The organism is Pontibacter lucknowensis, from assembly GCF_900156415.1.
GTDB lineage: Bacteria > Bacteroidota > Bacteroidia > Cytophagales > Hymenobacteraceae > Pontibacter > Pontibacter lucknowensis.
The window spans coordinates 108,960-130,523 of sequence record NZ_FTNM01000003.1; the positions used below are offsets into that span (position 1 = coordinate 108,960).

Below are 21,564 nucleotides of genomic sequence, written 5' to 3' on the forward strand. Positions count from 1 at the left end.
TCGAAATTAACTTCATCAGTAAAAGAAGTACTGAAAACAGCAAAGTGCTCTAATTAAACTTTTAAACCTGACAGAGTAAACCGTGTACGACATAAAATATCACACAACTGACATAAGCCAAAATAGCTTTCTTATCACTGGAGGAGCTGGCTTTATTGGATCTAATATCGTTGAGTATCTACTAAGGTACGGTGCTGGTAAAGTAAGAATACTGGATAATTTCTCTACAGGCTCGCATGCCAATATTGAGGACTTTAAAAATAACCCTGCATTTGAATTGTTAGAAGGTGATATTCGCGAGATGGAAACCTGCCGCAGAGCTCTAGCAGGAATTGATTATGTTTCCCATCAAGCTGCATTAGGCTCAGTACCCCGATCAATAAATGATCCGATTACCAGTAATGAAGTTAATGTAAATGGTTTTTTAAACATGTTAGTAGCTGCACGGGACTATGGTGTAAAGCGTTTCATCTATGCGGCAAGTTCTAGCACTTACGGTGATCATCCAGATTTACCTAAAGTTGAAGATAAAATTGGAAATCCGCTGTCTCCGTATGCTGTGACTAAGTATGTTAATGAATTATATGCAAGTGTTTTCTCTAAGACTTACGATTTTCATGCAATTGGTTTGCGATATTTCAATGTATTTGGACCAAAACAAAATCCTAAAGGACCATATGCAGCTGTCATCCCATTGTTTATAGAGGCAGCTCTGAAAGATTATACTCCCTATATAAATGGCGATGGGGAAACTAGTCGAGATTTTACATTTGTAGAAAATGCTGTGCAGGCTAATATAAAAGCATTATTGTTAGATAAAGTTGATAAAGATGAAATAGTGAATATCGCCTTTGGTAAGCGCACGACCCTCAATGAACTGTGGAGAAGTATAGCTAGTACATCAATGACAGCAGTTATTCCTGAATATAGAGAGGAGCGTAAAGGCGATGTACGTCATAGTTTAGCAGATATAAGCAAAGCCAAAAAACTAATTGGATATTCCCCAATGTTTTCGGTAACAGACGGCTTAGATTTAACTGTTAAATGGTATAACAACCAAGCTAAAATGTAAAATAAAGTTACTTTTTTGTAGCTGCGATATGTTGATTATTTTATCTGTTGTCTGGTAAACCTTTTGAAGACTTATTCTATTGAAAACAATAAAAAACTTAGTAAAGAAATACTTTGCTCATTTTGCTTACTTCTATTCCCATCTTAAAAGCAAATTATTTTTAGCACTAGCCCTAAGTTTAATTGTTGGTGTATTAGATGGTTTTGGACTAGCCATGTTCTTACCACTATTGCAGATGGTGGATGGAAATGAAGAAGTTACATCAGAAGGATTAGGCAATTTAAGTTTCTTAATAGAGGGGTTAAGTTATTTAGGGATTAATCTCACTATAAATTCTATCTTATTTGTGATTCTATTTTTCTTTACCTTAAAAGGTATTTTCAAATTTATTGAATCATATAATAAGGTGCTGACACAGCAGTATTTTATTAAAAAACTTCGTTTTAATAATGTTAGCAAGTTAAATAACTTTAGCTATAAATCTTTTGTTATGGCCGATTCTGGTCGTATACAAAATACATTAAGTGGAGAAGTTGGACGTGTAGTCAGAGCTTATCAAGCTTACTTCATGACAGTGCAAGCTGGGATTATGGTTTTTGTCTATGTTGTGATGGCATATTTAACCAATCCGCAATTTGCCATTTTAGTAACTCTTGGTGGAGGCTTATCAAACCTTGTTTTCAGACAGATCTATAAGAAAACAAAAGAGACATCCAGAAAAATATCAAATGCAGGGCATAAGTTTCAGGGTTTATTAATCCAAAATGTAGCTTTTTTTAAATATTTAAAGGCAACAGGTTTAAGTCCTGTGTTTGCGAAGAAACTGAAGCAAGCAGTTATTACAATTGAGAATAATAATAAGAAAATAGGTTTCTATAATTCAATTCTTTCAGCTACCAGAGAACCGTTGGTTATAGCTGTTGTGGTAGCTGTAATTACTATTCAAATAACTTATTTCTCAGAAAGTTTAGGCCTGATAATTCTAAGTCTTTTGTTTTTTTATAGGTCTCTTACTTTCTTAATGGTTTTGCAAACACAATGGAATAACTTTCTGAATGTTTCAGGGTCATTAGAAAATATGACTGAGTTTATGCAGGAATTATCTGCTCATCAGGATAAGTTAGGTGGTGAAAAAATAAAAGCATTTAACAAGTCTTTAGAAATTAAAGGTGGTGGATTTAAGTATGGTGAAGCAAGTATTTTACGGAACATCAATTTACATATTGATAGGAACCAAACAATAGCATTTGTAGGGGAGAGCGGAAGCGGAAAAACTACTTTAGTAAATTTACTTTCTGGGTTAATACCTTTATCTGATGGCTCATTCTTAATTGATAGCAAGCCTTCTTCGGAGATTGATATCTCATCATTTCAAAAACGAATAGGCTATATAACACAGGAGCCTGTTATATTCAGTGATAGCATTTATAATAATGTCACTTTCTGGGCAGAAGATAATCCTGAAAATAAAGCTAGATTTTGGGAGGCACTCCATAAAGCTGCTATTGCAGATTTTATTCAAGATTTACCAAATAAGGAAAATTCTATGTTAGGGAATAATGGAATATTGATTAGTGGCGGGCAGAAGCAAAGGCTCTCAATAGCCAGGGAACTGTACAAAGATATTGATATACTCATCATGGATGAGGCTACTTCTGCATTAGATTCGGAAACTGAAAAGGTTATTCAGGAGAATATAGACTCACTAAAAGGAAAGTATACAATCTTAATTGTTGCCCATAGATTAGCAACTGTTAAAAATGCAGATCAGATTGTGTTACTTGAGAATGGAGAAATATCGGCAATAGGGGACTTTGTTAGCTTAACCTCAAAATCCGAAAACTTTAAAAGGATGGTGAGTTTGCAAGAAGTTTAGACTTGAGCAATATTATTATCCTTAGCCTCCCGAGTAAATTTAAAAGCCGACAGTTTGTTTTCAATTAATAATATTAGTTAAGAATGTCTCAAGAAGTTAAAAATATAAAAGTATCTGGAGCTAAGAACTCTGCCACACGCTTGTTAGCTGCAGCTGCTTTAAGCGATAAAGAAATTCTACTAAAAAATTTTCCTACAAAGCTTGTAGATGCCGGACATAAAGCGGATTTTTTAGAAAAGTCAGGCGCAAATATTATAACAAATCATAAAGAGAGCAGTCTTAAAATTAAATCAGAAGGTTTATCTAATAGAGTTACAGAATTTAACTTTCCGATAAGAACAACCTACCTTTTAGCAGCTTCTTTACTTAAAAGAGAAGGTTGTGCTAAAATCCCATATCCAGGAGGCTGTAAAATAGGACAAAGAGGTTATGATTTGCACATCATGGTATGGGAGCGTTTAGGATGTACTGTAGAAGAATATGCAGATTATATATTAATTACTTCCCCAGGTAAGTTAAAAGGGAATAGTATTTCTTTCCCTATTAGTACAGTAGGTGGTACAGAAAATGCATTGATTACAGCCTCAATCGCAGAAGGAGAAACGGAAATTTTCAATGCCTATGTATCTCCCGAAGTGAATGACCTGATCAGGTTCTTAACTGCAATGGGGGTGTCCATAGAAGTGATAGGAAATAGCTATATCAAAGTTAAGGGTACAACCGAGTTTAGAGCTACTACCTATAACGTTATGCCGGACAGGATTGAGGCACTGACTTGGCTTGTATTTGGGGTCTTGTCTGGTTTATCTTTAAAAATTGATGACGTTCCATTCGATATAATGGAGATTCCCTTAAAGCACATAAATGAAGCTGGTATAGATTTCTTCAGAAATAATAAAAGCATTTATGTGTCACCTGAATGTCTAAACTTAGGTGAAATACAACCCTTCGAGCTTGCTTGTGGAACTCACCCTGGTGTGATATCTGATATGCAGCCTTTTTATGTACTCTTAGCACTTAAAGCTAAAGGAATCAGCAGAATCTATGATTACAGATATCCTGAAAGGACAGCTTATCTTGACGAGCTAAATAAACTATGCGGTAATGCAATTTCATATGAACCTGGAAAAATTGTTATTAATGGGCCTGCAAAATTCTCCTCGCATCCTATTGTATATTCAAAAGACTTAAGGGGAAGTATGGCGGTAGTTTTAGCAGCACTTCTGGCTGAAGACACAGCTAAAACAGAGATAAAGGATTTCCAAATGGCGTTAAGAGGTTATAATAACCTTTTGGACAAACTTGAGCAAATTGGTATCGAGTTAGAGGCTAATGATAATACCGTAATTATTTGATAAGTCTTTATGGATGTTATTGAAAATTTTGATCTTACTTACTCTAACTCCTATAGGGTAGGCGCTATATGCCGAAAAGCATACTTCCCAAATACAATTGATGATGTTGTTAGAATTTGTGAATACAAAAATGAGCAGCTTATATTTTTAGGAGGCGGCTATAATGTAATTTTATCCAAGCCCTATTATGAAGAATCTTTCGTGCTATTAAAAAAAAACTTTAGCAGATACTCATTTGAAAATGATTTAATAAAGGCACAAGCAGGTGTAGAGTTAAAAGAGTTAAGTGAACAAGCTTTGCAGCATGCGCTTACTGGCCTTGAAATGTTTTATGATATACCTAGTAGCTTGGGTGGCGCTATTGTCATGAATGCAGGAGCTAGTGGCGAGGAAATAAAAGATGTATTAGTAAATGTTACTTACCTGAACAAATCTACTTTGAAAGTCCACACGATTGATCGGAGTGAAATGAATTTTGAATACCGGAATAGTATATTTCAGGAAAACTCAGGTGAACTGATAATTTTGGAGGCACAACTTAAACTGGCACCTGGAAACAAAGCATCGATAAAGGAGAAAATGACACAAATTTATGATGCACGACAGGCAAAGCAACCAAAGGAGTATCCTAATGCTGGGAGTGTATTCAAACGCCCCAAAGGAAAATTTGTTGGTCCAATGATTGAAGAACTGGGACTAAAAGGGTTTACGATAGGTGGTGCAAAAATTTCTGAGAAACATGCAGGTTTTATTGTTAATACAGGTAATGCTACTGGTAATGACATACTGTCAATCATTGAGTATGTGAAAAATAAAGTCAAAGCTGAGTTTAGTGTTGATTTAGAAGTAGAACAAAGAGTTATTTAGTCTATCAATGGAAAATAAGCCTTTAGTATCTATTGTTACAGGTTATTATAATAGGAAAGAAAATTTAATTTCTTCCATAGAAAGCATATTGAATCAGGATTACGAGCATTTTGAATATATAATCTTTGATGATTTCTCTGATGATGGTACCTACGAAATGCTGGCTGAATTTAAAGATCCTAGACTTAAATTAATCAGACATTCAGAAAATCTTGGTTTTACTAAGGGCATTATACAAGCTATTAGCAAATGTAACGGTGAGTACATTGCTATTCATGGTGCGGGAGATGTGTCATTGCCACGACGAATAACCCTTCAAGTCGAAATGCTTCAAAATAATCCCAGGTTAGGAATCGTAGGATGTTTAGTTGAAGATATTCATCAAGGTAAAAGTAAGATACACAGCCCTGTTATAAATGGTAAAAGTAATTTTTTTACTCAGGGTGAAGTTATGTATTTGAAATCTCTTTATTATAAAGTGGGTGGTTACAACTCTTTTTTCAAGTACGGGCAATTTACTCATCTAAAGACAGAATTTTGTAAAATAGCTGATACAGGATATGTAGATGAAGTACTATACAAAAGAATTCATTATAAAAACGGAGTTACAAATAATAATGATAAGCGCTTTGAACAAAAGTTTTATATAGTCAGTGGTATTTACCTGTCAACAAATGACAATTCTTTATATAAACTTAACATTAATGATTTATTGCTTAAAACATACTTAAACGTCAATGTTAAAGGTAAACGAGTAAACTCTACTATATTCTTTAAATACTATTCGGGAAGTCGTTTAATTAAGTATTTACTGAAATTGCATTTCAATCAAAAGATTTCAGATTTATTTTTAAAGCGATTTCTACGTTTGTTCAAAAGGATCAGTTAGCGTTGTAAAAATAAATAACAGAGGACAGTTGCTAAATTGGGCGGATTAAGTGATATCTGAATTCAATTACTCTGATTATAATTTGATTAAGTAGATCTATTATGAGTTTAGTAAGCATTATAATTCCTGTATATAATAGAATTGACTTACTTGAAGAGACTTTAACTTCAATTGAAAGCCAAACATACTTACAGTGGGAGTGTATACTTGTAGATGATCACTCTACTGATGGGAGTTTTGAATTCTTAGAAAATTATACCCAAAATGATAAGAGGTACAAGTTATATAAGAGACCAAAGGATCTAGTTAAAGGTGCTCCTTCATGTCGAAATTTTGGCTTTAGTAAATCTAGTGGTCAATATATTCAATGGTTTGATTCAGATGATATTATGCACCCTGAAATGTTAGAGAAAAAAGTCAGTGCATTAACAAAATATAACTATGACTTCGTAATATGTCTGTTAAATGAATTTGAAGGTAATGAATATAGAGAAGTAAGGTACAAAACCCATTCAAATACCCCAGCTTTATCATATATAAAAGCTGGCATCTACTTTTTTACACCTGGGCCACTTTTTAATAGAATTTTTCTAGAATCTAAATTAAATCAATTATTTAATCTAAAACTTAAGAAACATCAGGAATGGGAATTTTACTTCAGAGTTTTAGTTAATTCAACAAATTATGCTACTATAAATGATGTTTTAATTCATAGAAGAATTCATGAAAACTCATTAGCTAAAACAATAAAGGTTGAAAAAAAAGCTGATTATTATTTGCATTCGAGGATATGTGCTATTAAGTATTTGATAAGTAAAAAAATTAAAATTTCTAATTCTTACGCATATTTGATTAGAGATGCTAAGTCAAATATAATAAAGTCTTTTAAAAGTTCAAATTTCAACGCGCTTAATCTATCCCTTATATATCTTAGCCTAATAAACTTTAACTATATAACGTCTAGAAAAAAAATCATTTAAATCATTAAAAGTACCATAAGCGAAATGAGCTTAATTGCTACTGCTAAAATATTTAAATAATGGTTATCGAAACTACTATTATCATACCGCATTATCAGAGAGCTAAGCTATTAATAGATACTATCGAAAGTATTAAGCTTCAGAATTATAATAAATGGGAGTGTATAATAGTGGATGATGGATCAGATGAAGCTAATGTAAAAGCAATTATCGGTTATATTAGTGGTGATTCCAGATTCACATTTGTTTCTAGACCAGATGAAGAAATTAAAGGCGCTAATTCTTGTAGGCGTTATGGTCTTACCTTAGCAAAAGGTGATTTCATAAAATGGTTTGACTCTGACGATATTATGGAGCAGGATTTTCTATCAACCCAGGTTAAGTTTATTAAAGACGGGTTTGATGGTATCCTTTGTAATTGTAAAGTTTACAATGATAATTTGACAGTGTTAAAAAGTGAATCGTGGAGAGAGTTGAATTATTCAAACAATATTTTAGGAGATTATCTATCAGAAAAGTTAGCGTGGCAAACAGGCTCTGGTTTATGGAGAAAATCTATTTTTAAAAGCTACGAACCATTTAGTTATGACTTAAATAATGCACAAGAGTGGCTATTCCATTTCGATATTCTCACATTAGGAATCAAAGTAGGAGTTATAGATAAGGCATTATATAAGATAAGAAGCCATAAAAGCTCTATATCCTATAATAGAAATCTAAAATATAATTATCATAGACTTTTATCTAGATTGATTGCGTTAGAGAAGTTTTCAGAGGCTGATATTTCAGGTAAGAAATTCTTAACTCTACCAATAGTTAAAGATTTAAAACGAAATAGAGGGAAATACTTGTTTTTCGGGGCTTTAAAAACACTGCAAACCTTGATTACATATAGTTTGAGGTCCATATTAATTAAGAAAAAATTAAGGCAATCTGACTTTTCTTTAATACGATAATGATAATACTGTGAATTTCGCAGAATTTATAAAGCGATTTAATTACTTAACCTATACATATTATATAGTCATATGGAGTTCATAGTCTCAGTGATTATACCTGTATACAACGCTGAGAAGTACGTGCAAAAGGCTGTTGAATCTGCTGTCACTTTAAGTGAAGTAGGTGAAGTGATTCTTATAGAGGATCACTCTCCTGATAACGCATTACAAGTATGCCAGGATTTAGCCAATAAACATGCAAATGTAAGATTATATAGACACCCAAATGGAGAAAACAAGGGGGCAGCTGCAAGCAGGAATTTAGGTATTCAAAAAGCTAAATACGATTATATTGCATTTTTAGACGCAGATGATTTTTACTTACCAAATCGTTTTAAAGCTGACAAAGAAATCTTTAGGGATTTATCTATTGATGGTGTCTACAGTGCAGCATTAAATGTACGAATCGATGATCCTCATTTTAAGCATGTACATACTATTAAACGTAAAATTAGACCTGACAAGCTTCTTCATTACTTAATAAGAGGCACTTATGGACACTTTTGTACAAATGGTATTACTTTAAAAAAAAGTCTATTATTGAAAACCGGCGGGTTCAATGAAACTTTAAGGTTACATCAGGACACTGAACTATGGGTTAGGTGTGCTTCTAAGGGAACATTAGTAGCCGGAAGTATTAATGAGCCTACATCAATTATTGTGAGTCATGGACAGAATAGAGTTACTTCTAGCTCTAAAAAGTCAAGACTAAAATACTTACTCTCTTTGATTAACAGATTTTCAATAGTGGAAATTGGTCTAATAAATTATGCATTATTATTAAGAAAAGCAGCGAAGAATACAGAGACAGTAAAAGATTATTTAAAAATCATCACTCGTTTAAAATGATGAATTCAAAATTTGCTGCTTTTATCATGACTTATGAAAGACCAGCTGTACTGAGTAATACTATAGCGAAATTATTGAATCAAACTTATGCACCATGTAAAATTCTTATAGTTGATAACAGTTTAACTTCGACTACAAGAAGATTAGTAGCAAAACTTAATAATAGTAGAATAGAATATATAAATGTAGGATATAATTCAGGACCAGCAGGTGCAGCTAGTATTGGCCTGCAAATACTTACTGAACAAGGGTATGACTGGATTTATTGGGGAGATGATGATGATCCTCCAAAGAAGGATGATACATTTGAGCTTATGTTTACAAGCATTGATAGTTTACAAAAGAAAACCCCAGATATAAGACTTGGTATTTTTGGACAGATAGGAGGTTATTTTAACGGTTACACAGCTAGAATGAGAAACCTCTATAATAAGGAACTTGGAGGAATACAAGAAGTGGATCAGATACCCGGCAATAAAACTATGATTATAAATAGTAAGGTTGTAAAAGCAGGTGTATTACCAAATGCAAAGTTGTTCTTTGGCTTTGAAGAACTTGATTTTTGTCTGAGAGTAAAAAAAGCTGGTTATGTGATCATGTTAGATGGTGATGCTTGGTTAAAATCGCGAATAGAGTTGGGGAAAGTGAATGCTAACTATAAGTGGAAAGGCTCTCATAGCGGTAGAGTGGACCTTATTTGGAGACAATACTATAGTGGCAGGAACATGTTAGATATTCTTTTTAAGAATAAATATTACATTGGACTTTTGTTTTTTTTAATTAAACTGATGGCAAAGTCGGTTTATGGCTTTAAGTTTGGATCTACTTATGGTTTGAAAAACTTCAAAGTACAGTGGTTAGCTATTAGAGACTTTTTAGTAGGAAAATTTCATAAAGTGGATTTGGAGTTATAAAAATATGATTAAGATTCTTGACTGCACCCTCCGAGATGGAGGCTATTATACAAACTGGGATTTCAGTAAGGAGCTTGTTAGCACATACCTGGAGTCCATGAATATGCTCCCGGTAGATTATCTGGAGATAGGGTACCGTAACAACCCAATGAAAGACTACCTGGGAGAGTATTTCTATTGCCCTTCATACCTTCTGGAGCAAGTAAAGGAGGCTTCAGATAAAAAGCTGGTGATCATTCTGGATGAGAAGAATGTGCTGCCCGTGCATGTTGATAATCTGCTGAAGCCTTGCGTTGGTATAATCGACATGGTGCGTATTGCCTTGGACCCGCAGCAGTTTGGACGGGCCCTCAAGCTGGCTGAAAGAATCAAGGCAATGGGTTTTGAGGTGGGCTTCAACACCATGTACATGTCTAGGTGGCGCGAATTTCCAGCTTTCTTAGAGGATCTCAGATTTGTAGATCAGGTAGCAGACTATTTTTACATGGTGGATTCATTCGGAGGGGTATACCCGCAGGACGTAATTGAGACCATAAATCTAATTCGGGAGAAGACAAACATCAAGCTGGGCTTTCATGGGCACAACAATCTGGAACTGGGCCTTATCAATACGCTGACAGCGATAGAGCACGGCGTGGAGATCGTCGATGCGACGATCACCGGCATGGGCAGAGGTGCAGGCAATTTAAAAACAGAATTGTTGTTGACTGCCATGAATGCTAAAGACGGACTCGAGGTGGATTTCAATGCGCTGAGCAAAACGGTGGATGGGTTTTCCCAGTTGCAGCAGTCCTATGGGTGGGGCACTAACCTTCCTTATATGGTGTCGGGGGCCAATTCGCTTCCGCAGAAAAATGTAATGGAGTGGGTAACGCAACGTTTTTACTCCTTCAACAGCATTATCAGAGCGTTGAACAACCAAAAGCAGAAAGTAAAAGACAATTACAAGCTGCCAGTATTCAAACCTTCCAAAAAATATGACAATGTTGTCATAATAGGAGGGGGAGCGAACGCAGTGAATCATGCCCAGGGCTTAAGAGAATTCATAGCTGGTTTGGGGAATGTTTGTATTATTCATGCCAGCTCGAAGAATGCAAACACTTATGAGGATTTGGAAATTGACCAGGTTTTTTGCCTTGTTGGTAACGAAGGGCACCGATTAGAGAAAGTGTTCCATAGTTTTAAAAATTTCAGTGGTAGTTGTGTCCTGCCTCCTTATCCTAGGGAGATGGGTACCTACATTCCTGAAGCAGTGGTAGAGAATAGCTTTGAACTGGAGCGCATCGAGTTTAGTAACAGACTCAATGATACACATACTGCACTTGCCTTGCAGGCGGCTCTGGAGCTAGGGGATGAGAACGTATTTATAGCGGGTTATGATGGCTACATACAGGCAAGTATTTCACAAAAAGAAAAGAGCCTGACAGATGAGAATGAGTTTCTATTCAGCTCATTTGCGCAGCATACCGGCAAACCTTTAGTTTCTCTGACTCCTACGAATTACAAATCTGTTGCAGTTAAGTCAGTATACTCGCTGCTCGCATGAAAAGGGATATCTGTTTCTTTCTGCCCACCAGAAAAGGCAGCCAGCGGGTCAAGTCAAAGAATACGCGCAGGTTCTCCAATATAGAGGGAGGAATACTGGAGCTGAAGCTTAGGCAACTGCTTTCCTGTAAGTCGTTGACTTATGTTATCCTGTCCACCAACGACGAACTATCGGTGGAAATAGCGCAAAGTATTGACCCATCCGGGGATAGGATACGGGTAATCTTAAGACCAGAGGAGTTGTGCCTAGACACAACTCCTCTGTCGGCACTTATTAGCTATGTGCCCGGGATTGTACTTGAGAGCCACATCATCTGGGGTCATACAACTACTCCATTTGTAGACGCTGACGAATATGACAAGGCAATTGGAGAGTACTTCGGAAAGCTAGAGGAAGGATATGACTCCTTGGTTTCAGTAAGTGCATTGCAGAACTTCATACTAGACGGTGAAGGACAAGGCGTCAATTTTGACACCAGTCGTAACCACTGGCCGCGCACTCAGGACCTACCCATGCTCTATGAAATTAACCACGCCATGTTCATCACCTCCAGAGAGGTATATCTTAACCAAAAGAACCGGGTCGGAGCAAAGCCTTATTTTTTTCTACAGGACAAAATTAGGTCTTTTGACATTGACTGGGAAGATGATTTTATAATTGCTGAGGCTATTTATGATAAGCTTGTCAAAGTATAAGGCAGTACTCTGGGATTTCGATGGTGTCATCATGGACTCCATGGCTATCAGAGACAAGGGATTTGAAGTTACACTGGCTAACTTTCCAAAGGAGCAAGTTGAGCAACTGCTAGATTATCATAGGTTAAACGGAGGCTTGTCGCGCTATGTAAAATTTCGCTACTTCTATGAAGAAATTCTGAAAGAGCCAATTACGGATGATATGGTAAAGGCTTATGCCGCACGATTCTCGGAAGTAATGATGGAGTTATTAATAGACGAGAAACTTTTGATTGAAGACTCTTTAGACTTCATCAGAAAGTATCACAGGCACGTGCCCATGCACATCGTATCAGGGTCCGATGGTAAAGAGCTGAATGTAATTTGCGAGCAGTTAAATATCGCAGAATATTTTGTGTCAATACAGGGTTCTCCAACACCCAAGAAGACTTTAGTTGAGAATCTGTTGGTGGAAAATAACTATCTCCCGGAACATGTTGTCCTGGTAGGCGACTCAATCAATGATCAGGAAGCAGCAGAAGCTAACCAGTTAGATTTTCTTGCCTATAATAATAGTAAACTGTTGAGTAGGGGCTGGGCTTATATAGATACTTTTGCAAGAGTTTCTATATGATTACTTGGAAAGCGTTTAAAGTATGATAATAACCTGGAATAAAGTTGTAGCTGCAGCAAAAGGGTTACTTCTCCTAAAGAGCAACCTATCTGTATTTGATACCTCAATATTATCGAATAAACGCGTTGCTATTGTTGGTCCTGCAAGTTCTGCTTTTGAAGCGGATAATGGAGAATATATTGATGGTTTTGATTTCGTTGTACGCGTTAATAAGTCAGGGCTGATTGTTGATACGCATCAATTCGACAATAAAATAGGCAGCAGAACTGATATTTTGTTTCACAGTTTTTTCGAAAATGAATTAACCGGAGGGGGAAAGTTAGATACAGATCTTTTTGACAGACAACAAGTAAAGTATCTTATCAATCCCAGGAGTACGTTTGGAAGTATTAGGAATTCATTCAATTTCTATAAGAAGTATTTAAAAAACTATAAAACCTATACCCTTCCAGTTAACTTCTATCAAAAGATATGCGCTTTCACGCCAGGTTATGCCCCAACAATAGGTTTCACGGCTTTGGCTACACTTATGCAGGCTCGATTTAAAGAACTATACATAACAGGGTTCACTTTTTACAGAACCCCTTTTGGTGAAGGGTATCGGGATGAGTTGAAAACGCCGGAAAAAATAATTCAGAGTATAAAAGATGCAGGTAGGCACGATATAGAACTTGAATTTAAAGGATTTAAAAAGCTTCTTGAATTGAATAAAAATAAGAATATAGTAGTTGACATACAGCTAAAGCACATTCTGCAAAACACCCAATAAATATTCATGCAAGATATCACCATTGCTTATACTGTGCCTTCTTATAATGAGAAGCGATCGATTATCAATAAGATTGAGGAAGCAAATTACACCTATGCTCCGGTAAGTAGGTACCTGGCTCGCTATTCGAACAAATATAATAAGCTTGAAAAATTAAACGCTCTATTTTATCCGAGAGTAGACATTTTCCATTACTTCAACCATGTCAGCTTCGGTGATAAGCCATGGGTTACTACTTTTGAGACACTAGTGCCGCGCTATAACCAGTGTTTGAATGGGCATCACGGAGAAGCCCCCACTTACAGGCATTTACAGAATGATATAGATGTTCTAAGAGCATTAGGAGCACTTGCTGGTGAAGCATGCAAAAAAGTCATAGCACTATCAGAATGTAATTATAAGATTCAAGAATTCTTTCTAAGCCATTTCGATAGCAAATTTTCGGAAAGAATTTTACCAAAGATGGTCATTCTGCCTCCTCCACAAAAGCTATATGTAACTAATTGGGCAGAGAAAGGTGTAAGTTTGGATGAACCCATTACATTCACTTTCGTAGGCAGAGATATAGCACGTAAAGGTGGACTTAATATATTAGAGGCTTTTACTAAACTAAAAGCTAAGTATGCCATTCATTTGAATATTATCAGTTCTTTAAGCCCCTCTAAATATGCGGCAACTGATTCAGCGGAAACCTTGAATAGTGCAAGAAGTATAATTGAATCTAATTCTTCTTGGATAACGCACTATGAAAATCTTCCTAATGAGAAAGTATTAGAGATAATGAAGAAAACTCATGTTGGTTTGCTACCAACATGGGCTGATACCTATGGGTATTCAGTGCTTGAGTTTCAGGCTCATGGCTGTCCTGTTGTAACTACTGACATAAGAGCACTGCCAGAAATTAATAATAACGAAAAGGGGTGGCTGATTCAAGTTCCTAAAAATAAATTGGGGGAAGCAATTTATACGTCTGTAGAATATAGTGAGCGCTTAAATGCTGCCATTAATGAAGGATTGACTCGTGTTTTGGATGAGATTTTTACATCTTTGGAGACAATTAAAATTAAATCTGAAAAATGCATCGAAGATTTAAAAACGAACCATTGTGAGGAAAAATTCGCTCATAGTCTGCGCGGTATATATCAGGATGCTTTAAAATAATACCTTTAGTGAGTCTCAAATTACTATATTACTCTACTGCTTATAGCGCCTCTCACGGGGGAAGTAACCATTCAAAGGCATTTGTAAAATTTGCTGGAGAGCACTCTGATGTATCTGAAATTCGTGTCTATCCTCAGGCTACTCCTTTCTCAAAGACAAATATTTCCAAGTCTAAGGTTTCTTTATCTGAAAGAGTTGCGGGTCTTAGGGTTTTGTTACCTCTTAGACTGTATAAACGGAATCGTCAGAATATAGAGGGCTTGTATGAATTATTGGCAACATTTCAGCCTGATGTACTGGTTGTGAGATTGGATAATAATTTTCTTCAGCTTAATGATATCAGGAGAAGATTTCCTAAACTAATTTTAGTGACAGAAGTTAACTCATCTCCTTTTGACGAGTCATTCAAGCAGATTTACTTAAAGAGTTATTTTCAGAAGAAAGAAAGAGAAGCATTGAGCAAATGTGATCTGAATTTTTTCGTTTCTTCTTTTTTAAGGGATCAAATAATGGGGGACCAAGTTTCAGTTAATAGGGATCTTGTTAACCACAATGGATATGATGAGACACTTTTTAATGCTGATGCAGATCAAACTGTTAAAGAGACTGTTCTCCAGATTCCTGCGAATAGCAGCGTTATTGGTTATGTAGGCACACTGGATTTTCATAAAAAAATGCCCCTTTTTATAGACGCTATTGCTTCCGTAAAAAAAACTTTTGGGAATATAGTTGCTGTAATCGTTGGCGGAGGACCTGCGTTAGAAGATTTAAAGGCGTATGTTGCGGCCAAAGATTTGAGCGATTGCTTTTATTTCACGGGCCATGTTGCTCACAACGAGGTGCATCATTATCTAAAGGCCTTTGATATAGCAGTACATCATGCAGCAAATGACTACATGAGCCCTTTGAAAGTATTTGAGTACTTGGGTGTTAAATTGCCTGTTATTGCCCCGGATATACCAGCAGTTCGTGAAATTTTCGTCGATGGGAAGTATCTCTTGCTTACAGCACCAAACTCAAAGGATATTGAACATAAGTTAACTCTACTTCTCGAAAACCCGGAATTTGCCGCTGAAATTGCCGCAGAAGGTTATGCGTATGTTAACCAAAATTTCACTTGGAGAAATAACGTTGACAATATTATACAGGCGGTACTAAAAATTAAACGAATTGAGAGTCATACAACTAGTGCAGAAGCCTCAGCTTAGAGGGGCCGAGATATTTGCTTCCCAACTTTCGAACCACTTACAGAAATCAGGTGTAGATGTACACCTGATTTCTGTATTTACTGGTGCTTCTGAATTGCCTTTTCATGGTAAAACAAGTCATTTAAACAGACCAATAGGTAAAAGACTTTGGGATCTAAAGGGGTGGAAGACTTTTGCCAAGATAGTAGAAAGCGAACGTCCAGATATAATACAAGCTAACGCTGGAGACACGCTGAAATTTGCCATCCTTAGCAAACTGATTTATAAATGGGATACTCCTGTTGTATTTAGGAACGCTAACAAGATGGGTGATTTCATAGATACAAAACCTAAATTTTTATTGAATAGTCTTTTTGTGAATCGTGTAGAGGCTGTCGTTTCAGTTAGCCAGCTTTGTGAGCAGGATTTTGTAAATACTTTTAACTTCCATGCATCTAAGATAAAGACAATTCCTATTGGTGTGGAAGATCAAAAAGTACCTTCATTGCCACCGGATGATCTCCGGGCGATTTTTGAGCAATATAAAGTGCTGGTGAATATTGGTAGTTTGGTGCCGGAGAAGAACCACGCAGCACTTCTTAACATCTTTGAAGCCATTGCCCAAAAGGATCCAGCTGTCTTCCTGATTATAATAGGAGATGGCCCATTGCGAACAGAATTGGAAAATGAAGTTTCCAGGCTATCTTGTAAAAATAGAATATTGTTTGCAGGCTATCGAAATGATGTGTTACAAACTCTGAAACACTCTACCGCTTTCCTGATGCCAAGTTTAATTGAAGGTTTACCAGGTGTTATCTTAGAAGCTATGTACTGTGAAACCCCGGTTATAGCGAATAATGTGGGAGGGATCAGCGAAGTAGTAAATAGTCAAACAGGCTGGTTAATCGATAAAGGTAATACCTCTGCTTTTATTAACGCGGTTATGGAGGTATTGGATGGTGGAGAAAAAGTCAGCTATAAAATTGTCAATGCGCATCAGTTAGTTATCAGCGAGTACATGAATTCTAAAATAGCAATGCGGTTTAAAGAAGCCTATGAACATATAATTGCTGGGAAAAGTCTTTCATAATATTTATCTCAACCCTAATATTCCTTTTGTATAAGGCCATTGCTCAAGGGGAAAACTTGTGAGAATTTTAACTAGAATACTTCGTGCCGAATAACAAAATTAAAGTCCTTCACTTAATCAAGTCGCTTGGTAGAGGCGGTGCCGAAATGCTCCTGCCAGAAACGCTTAAAGTGCATGATCGGGAGCAGTTCGATTTCCATTTTGCTTATTTCCTCCCTTGGAAAGACCAGATGGTGCCAGCCATTGAGGCGCTGGGAGCAAGGGCTGTTTGCTTTGAGGCTAATAATAACCTACAAATGTTTCAACGGGTAGGGGAGATCTGTCGCTTTGTGCAGGAACACCAAATCGAGGTGATCCATAGCCACCTGCCCTGGGCAGGAATAATTGCCAGATTGGTGGGGAAGAAAACGGGCTTACCTGTTGTTTACACGGAGCATAACAAATGGGAGCGCTATAACAAGATTACCTATTGGTTGAACAAGCTCAGTTTTGGCTGGCAAGACGCAGCCGTGGCGGTATCGGATGACGTACAACAGTCAATCCGAATAAACACCAATATTAATTTTGGTCAGCTTGATATAGCAGCACTTCCGCAGTCTGATAAATTTAATGGGTCAGCAAAAACACCATACTTGCTCAATATTCTGAACGGGGTAAATACAGCGCATTTTGTACGTGATCAAGCAGCGGGCCTGCAGGTGCGTCAGGAATTAGGTATACCTGCTGGTGTGCCTGTGGTAGGCACTGTGTCAGTATTCCGCTTCCAAAAACGCCTAGATCTTTGGATGGAGATTGCAGCAGAAATACTTCGGCAAATACCTGATGCCCATTTCATTCTGGTAGGTGATGGCCCGTTGAAAGAAGAACTGCTAGCAAAAAGAAAAACAGTGGGTCTTGAAGAACGCCTACACATGCCGGGCCTTAAAACAAATGTACAACCCTACTTCAGCGCCATGGACATTTATATGATGTCTTCTGTCTTCGAAGGACTACCAATCGCCTTATTAGAAGCAATGAGTTGCTCCTGTGCCGTGATCAGCACTAAAGCAGGTGGTGTAGGCGAAGTGATAGAGGACGGTAAAAGCGGTTTGCTTTGCGAAGTGAATGACTATATGAAACTGGCTGATTACGGCGTGCAGCTACTGCAAAACCAGGAGCAGCGTAAAGCCCTCGCAGCAGGAGCCCGCCAGCGGGTGCAGTCCGACTTCAGCATAAATAAAATGGCAAAGCAGCTGGAAGAGTTATATTTGTTTTTGAAAGAGGAAAGGGAGAACTCAAAATAACACACCCTACTCCCAGGGAGGGGATTCTGGGAACGATTGTCATCCCCCTGCCCCCTTCAAAGGGAGACTCACTTGAACACGAATTCCCCTCTTGAGAGGGGCAGGGGTGTGTTTACTATTGAAAAATAACCATGCAAATAAGAAAAGGAATAGAAACGGATATACCAGCCATTGTAGAGCTTCTAAAATCTTCTTTAGGAGAAGAGATGATTCAGAAATCTGAATCTCTATGGAACTGGAAGCATGTGGAAAACCCACATGGTGCATCGCCGGTACTCGTGGCTGAGGCTGATGGGCAGATAGTGGGTGTAAGGGCTTTTCTACGTTGGCAATGGAAGTACCAAGGGCAGGTGCTACAGGCTATCAGGGCTGTGGATACCGCCACTCACCCAGATTATCAAGGAAAAGGCATTTTTAAAAAGCTTACCTTACAAGGTTTAGCTGATGCTAAAGAAGCAGGGATCCACTTAGTATATAATACACCCAATAAAAGCAGTAAACCTGGTTATCTGAAAATGGGCTGGGTTGAGATGGGCCGGATGGCATTGAAGTTGAAAGTGAACCCGCTTGCATATAAAAAACAAGTAGAGCCCAAAGCGCCGGTACAGGATTGGGGAAAGCTGCAGGAGTTATTACATAACCTTAGCAATCCCTTAAGGAATGAAAAACAGGTACATACTTTAGTTAGTCCAGAGTATATAACATGGCGCTACCAATACAATCCATTGTTCAATTACTTTTTCCTCTCCGATTTTACTTCTTACGCACTTTTTTATAGAATAAAGCCCCACAGCTTTGGCAATGAAATGCGGATAGTAGATGTATTGACCGATAAAGCTACTTTTACCAAGTACTCGCAACAGCACCTTCAGGATGCTTTTAAACAATTAAATAAGCGTTGCTTCCTAACTTCTGCCTCTGGACGGCACTTTGAACTTGTGCGTGGTGTTTATCCGGGTATGGGTTTCCTCCCGACTTTGGGAAAAGGCCCAATTGTTACCTTGAAGAATGTGTCACTTGCGGGTAATCAGTTTGAAGAATTGCAGCAGCAGCAGCAATGGGGTTACTCCCTAGGAGACATGGAATTATTTTGACTACACAGATGATAGGTGCTTTAGTTTTAATTTTTATACTACTCATAATTAATCAGGCTATCCTCAAGAACTATCAAAGAAAATTTTCTTTCTTTTCAGTTCCTTTGATGAATAAACTATTCTTCTATCATACATTCTTCTGGTTAATATATTATGTATATAGTTTAGATAATAGGAGTGATTCCGCACTTTACTATAGGAAGACCTCGCTATATGCAGAAGATTGGGTAACGCTTTTTCAATCAGGAACAAAATTCTTAGAATTTTCTGCATATCCCTTTACGAATACATTAGGCTTTTCCTATGAAATGACAATGCTGGCTTTTGCCTGGTTTGGATACATTGGGTTTGTTCACTTTTATATTTTTTTCGGGGAAAATATTAAGAGTAAGTTACAAATCTGGGGATACGATGTACTGGTTATTCTTTTATTCCTACCCAATATGCATTTTTGGACCTCATCCTTAGGAAAAGGATCGCTAATTTTTATGGGTTTAGGGCTTTTTGCTTATGGTATGCGCTTCCCTCAGAAACGAATGTTTGGGCTGGTGCTAGGGTCCTTCATTGTATACATGATCAGGCCACATATGTTCATGTTTTTAGGTGTTGGGGCTGTAATTGGTTACTTCACGGGCCGCGATAAAGTCCCAGTGTATCAAAAAATACTGGTTTATATTGCTTTTGTGGGTGCTATTATTCTGATGTATGATAAGATACTAGCTATGGCCAATATAAATGAAGAGGATGTACTAGGCAGTTTTCAGGATTTTTCACAAGTGCAGGCAGGCCGCCTAAGTAGTAGTGCTGGATCAGCTGTGAACATTACTAGTTATCCTTTACCTCTTAAACTCTTCACCTTCTGGTTCCGTCCCCTCTTTGTAGATGCACCTGGAGCACTTGGCCTATTCGTCTCTTTTGAAAACCTACTGTACGTAATTCTTGCCTGGAAGCTGGTTGACAAAGACTTTATTCCATTCCTGAAGAAATCAACCTCTTTGGTGAAGATGAGCTTAGTGATTTTTGTTTCATCTTCTATAGCACTATCCTTTGTGATGTCAAACCTAGGGATTGCGATGCGGCAGAAGAGCATGGTAATGTATTTCCTGTTTTTTGTCATCATCTCCTTCCTGGAATATAAGAAACAAAAAAAGATTACATTATTTCAGTTGAAGAAGAAAAAGATGGAGGAGCAGGAGCGGTTAAGTGGGTATCCTACTCCGGCCATATCATAAAAGCTATAACCCGCCCCTGCCCCTCCGAGGAGGAGATTCCAACCACCCCTAACCCTTCCTTAGCTAAGGCGGGGAATTTTAGTAAAAGTTATGAATAACAATATACCCGTCTTCACAATCTCCCTGGACTTTGAACTGTACTGGGGGATTTTTGATAAAGTACCTTTAACAGATCGGAGGCAGTATTTTAAAAATACCCGCCAAGTAATACCGGAAATGCTCTCGCTTTTCGAAAAACATCAGGTGCAGGTGACTTGGGCTACGGTGGGGATGCTCTTTGCTAATGACTGGAATGATTGGACTAACGCTATACCTTCACTCCGTCCTACGTATCATAATGACCAACTCTCTGCTTACAGGCTGAAGGAGGAGTTTGGTCGTGATGGCAGCCTGAAAAATTTCTTTTTTGCTCCTGAACTGGTTGCGCACATTCACAACACTCCCTACCAAGAGATTGCTACCCATACTTTTGCGCATTATTACTGCCAGGAAGCCGGACAAACGGTGGAGCAGTTTAGGCAAGACTTGCAGGCCGCGCAAGGTATAGCGGCTCGGAAAGGTATGACATTGGAATCACTTGTCTTCCCTCGTAACCAGTTCAATGAGCATTACCTACGGGTCTGTCGTGAAGAGGGTATTAAAACAGTCCGCTCTAACCCCAGCGACTGGTTCTGGGAACAGACTGTAGAAGATAAACTTTCGAAGCGGATCTTCCGAACAGGTGATGCTTACCTGCCGCTGGGAAAACGTACCTCCTTCCCGCTTTCTTCGCTTAGACTTGAGGCAGATCTGCCCCTGGCTATACCTGCCAGCAGATTCCTGCGGCCAGTAGATGGTAAAAGAGACATCATGAACAATCTCCGATTGAAACGTATCTTAAACGAAATGACAGAGGCCGCTAAAAGAAAGGAATGCTACCACCTTTGGTGGCATCCGCATAATTTCGGCAGCTATCCTGAACGCAGTATGGCTGACCTGAAGATCATCATTGATCATTACAGAAGTCTAGAGAAGGAATACCGCATGCAAAGCCTGAGTATGCGGAGTATTTATCAGTATATGACTGCTTAAGCACTATGTTGTCATATCGACGA

The 21,564-nt window shown here is 37.7% G+C and carries 20 protein-coding genes; all 20 read left to right on the top strand.

The genetic code is table 11. From position 1 onward, the window contains the following. Nucleotides 1-82: 82 nt before the first annotated feature. The 20 genes from BW972_RS11315 (at nucleotide 83) to BW972_RS11410 (ending at nucleotide 21,541) form a co-directional block, all read left to right on the top strand. Entirely contained in the window at nucleotides 83-1,072 is a 990-nt protein-coding gene (locus tag BW972_RS11315; RefSeq protein ID WP_076422213.1) for an SDR family oxidoreductase, read from the top strand. 79 nt (nucleotides 1,073-1,151) lie between these two features. Further along, the gene (locus BW972_RS11320) at nucleotides 1,152-2,948 is read left to right on the top strand and encodes an ABC transporter ATP-binding protein (protein ID WP_234986358.1); all 1,797 of its coding nucleotides are present in this window, start codon (nucleotides 1,152-1,154) and stop codon (nucleotides 2,946-2,948) included. 83 nt (nucleotides 2,949-3,031) lie between these two features. Continuing rightward, nucleotides 3,032-4,303: a UDP-N-acetylglucosamine 1-carboxyvinyltransferase gene (locus tag BW972_RS11325; RefSeq protein ID WP_076422215.1), complete on the top strand. Its 1,272-nt coding sequence runs from the start codon at nucleotides 3,032-3,034 to the stop codon at nucleotides 4,301-4,303. Nucleotides 4,304-4,312: 9 nt separating this feature from the next. Further along, a complete protein-coding gene (murB, locus tag BW972_RS11330) occupies nucleotides 4,313-5,170 on the top strand; it encodes a UDP-N-acetylmuramate dehydrogenase (RefSeq protein WP_076422216.1) in 858 nt (285 codons plus the stop codon). Between the two features lie 7 nt (nucleotides 5,171-5,177). Then, nucleotides 5,178-6,059 (top strand): glycosyltransferase family 2 protein, encoded by an 882-nt coding sequence (locus BW972_RS11335; RefSeq protein WP_076422217.1) that lies wholly within the window; start codon nucleotides 5,178-5,180, stop codon nucleotides 6,057-6,059. A 101-nt stretch (nucleotides 6,060-6,160) separates the two neighbouring features. Beyond that, complete coding sequence (locus tag BW972_RS11340; RefSeq protein WP_076422218.1) at nucleotides 6,161-7,039, top strand: glycosyltransferase family 2 protein; 879 nt, start codon at nucleotides 6,161-6,163, stop codon at nucleotides 7,037-7,039. A 59-nt stretch (nucleotides 7,040-7,098) separates the two neighbouring features. Then, complete coding sequence (locus tag BW972_RS11345; protein ID WP_076422219.1) at nucleotides 7,099-7,995, top strand: glycosyltransferase family 2 protein; 897 nt, start codon at nucleotides 7,099-7,101, stop codon at nucleotides 7,993-7,995. 72 nt (nucleotides 7,996-8,067) lie between these two features. Then, a complete protein-coding gene (locus BW972_RS11350; RefSeq protein ID WP_076422220.1) occupies nucleotides 8,068-8,886 on the top strand; it encodes a glycosyltransferase family 2 protein in 819 nt (272 codons plus the stop codon). Then, a complete protein-coding gene (locus tag BW972_RS11355; protein ID WP_076422221.1) occupies nucleotides 8,883-9,800 on the top strand; it encodes a glycosyltransferase in 918 nt (305 codons plus the stop codon). The genes BW972_RS11350 and BW972_RS11355 overlap by 4 nt, the downstream gene beginning before the upstream one ends. A 4-nt stretch (nucleotides 9,801-9,804) precedes the next feature. After that, on the top strand, nucleotides 9,805-11,346 hold the full coding sequence (locus BW972_RS11360; RefSeq protein WP_076422222.1) for an aldolase catalytic domain-containing protein: 1,542 nt from the start codon (nucleotides 9,805-9,807) through the stop codon (nucleotides 11,344-11,346). Further along, entirely contained in the window at nucleotides 11,343-12,041 is a 699-nt protein-coding gene (locus BW972_RS11365) for an acylneuraminate cytidylyltransferase family protein (RefSeq protein WP_076422223.1), read from the top strand. Before BW972_RS11360 ends, BW972_RS11365 begins: the two co-directional genes overlap by 4 nt. Further along, entirely contained in the window at nucleotides 12,028-12,654 is a 627-nt protein-coding gene (locus tag BW972_RS11370) for an HAD family hydrolase (protein ID WP_234986359.1), read from the top strand. Before BW972_RS11365 ends, BW972_RS11370 begins: the two co-directional genes overlap by 14 nt. A gap of 22 nt (nucleotides 12,655-12,676) precedes the next feature. Continuing rightward, a complete protein-coding gene (locus BW972_RS11375) occupies nucleotides 12,677-13,423 on the top strand; it encodes a glycosyltransferase family 29 protein (RefSeq protein WP_076422225.1) in 747 nt (248 codons plus the stop codon). 6 nt (nucleotides 13,424-13,429) lie between these two features. Further along, a complete protein-coding gene (locus BW972_RS11380; protein ID WP_076422226.1) occupies nucleotides 13,430-14,584 on the top strand; it encodes a glycosyltransferase family 4 protein in 1,155 nt (384 codons plus the stop codon). Between the two features lie 8 nt (nucleotides 14,585-14,592). After that, complete coding sequence (locus BW972_RS11385; protein WP_076422227.1) at nucleotides 14,593-15,792, top strand: glycosyltransferase family 4 protein; 1,200 nt, start codon at nucleotides 14,593-14,595, stop codon at nucleotides 15,790-15,792. Next, entirely contained in the window at nucleotides 15,773-16,861 is a 1,089-nt protein-coding gene (locus BW972_RS11390; RefSeq protein ID WP_159439857.1) for a glycosyltransferase, read from the top strand. The genes BW972_RS11385 and BW972_RS11390 overlap by 20 nt, the downstream gene beginning before the upstream one ends. A gap of 83 nt (nucleotides 16,862-16,944) precedes the next feature. Then, nucleotides 16,945-18,144: a glycosyltransferase gene (locus BW972_RS11395; protein WP_234986360.1), complete on the top strand. Its 1,200-nt coding sequence runs from the start codon at nucleotides 16,945-16,947 to the stop codon at nucleotides 18,142-18,144. Nucleotides 18,145-18,275: 131 nt separating this feature from the next. Further along, nucleotides 18,276-19,238 (top strand): GNAT family N-acetyltransferase, encoded by a 963-nt coding sequence (locus BW972_RS11400; RefSeq protein ID WP_076422229.1) that lies wholly within the window; start codon nucleotides 18,276-18,278, stop codon nucleotides 19,236-19,238. An 8-nt stretch (nucleotides 19,239-19,246) separates the two neighbouring features. Next, nucleotides 19,247-20,470 (top strand): hypothetical protein, encoded by a 1,224-nt coding sequence (locus tag BW972_RS11405; RefSeq protein ID WP_076422230.1) that lies wholly within the window; start codon nucleotides 19,247-19,249, stop codon nucleotides 20,468-20,470. 90 nt (nucleotides 20,471-20,560) lie between these two features. Then, nucleotides 20,561-21,541, top strand: a complete 981-nt coding sequence (locus BW972_RS11410; protein ID WP_076422231.1) for a polysaccharide deacetylase family protein — start codon at nucleotides 20,561-20,563, stop codon at nucleotides 21,539-21,541. The last annotated feature ends 23 nt before the right edge of the window (nucleotides 21,542-21,564 follow it).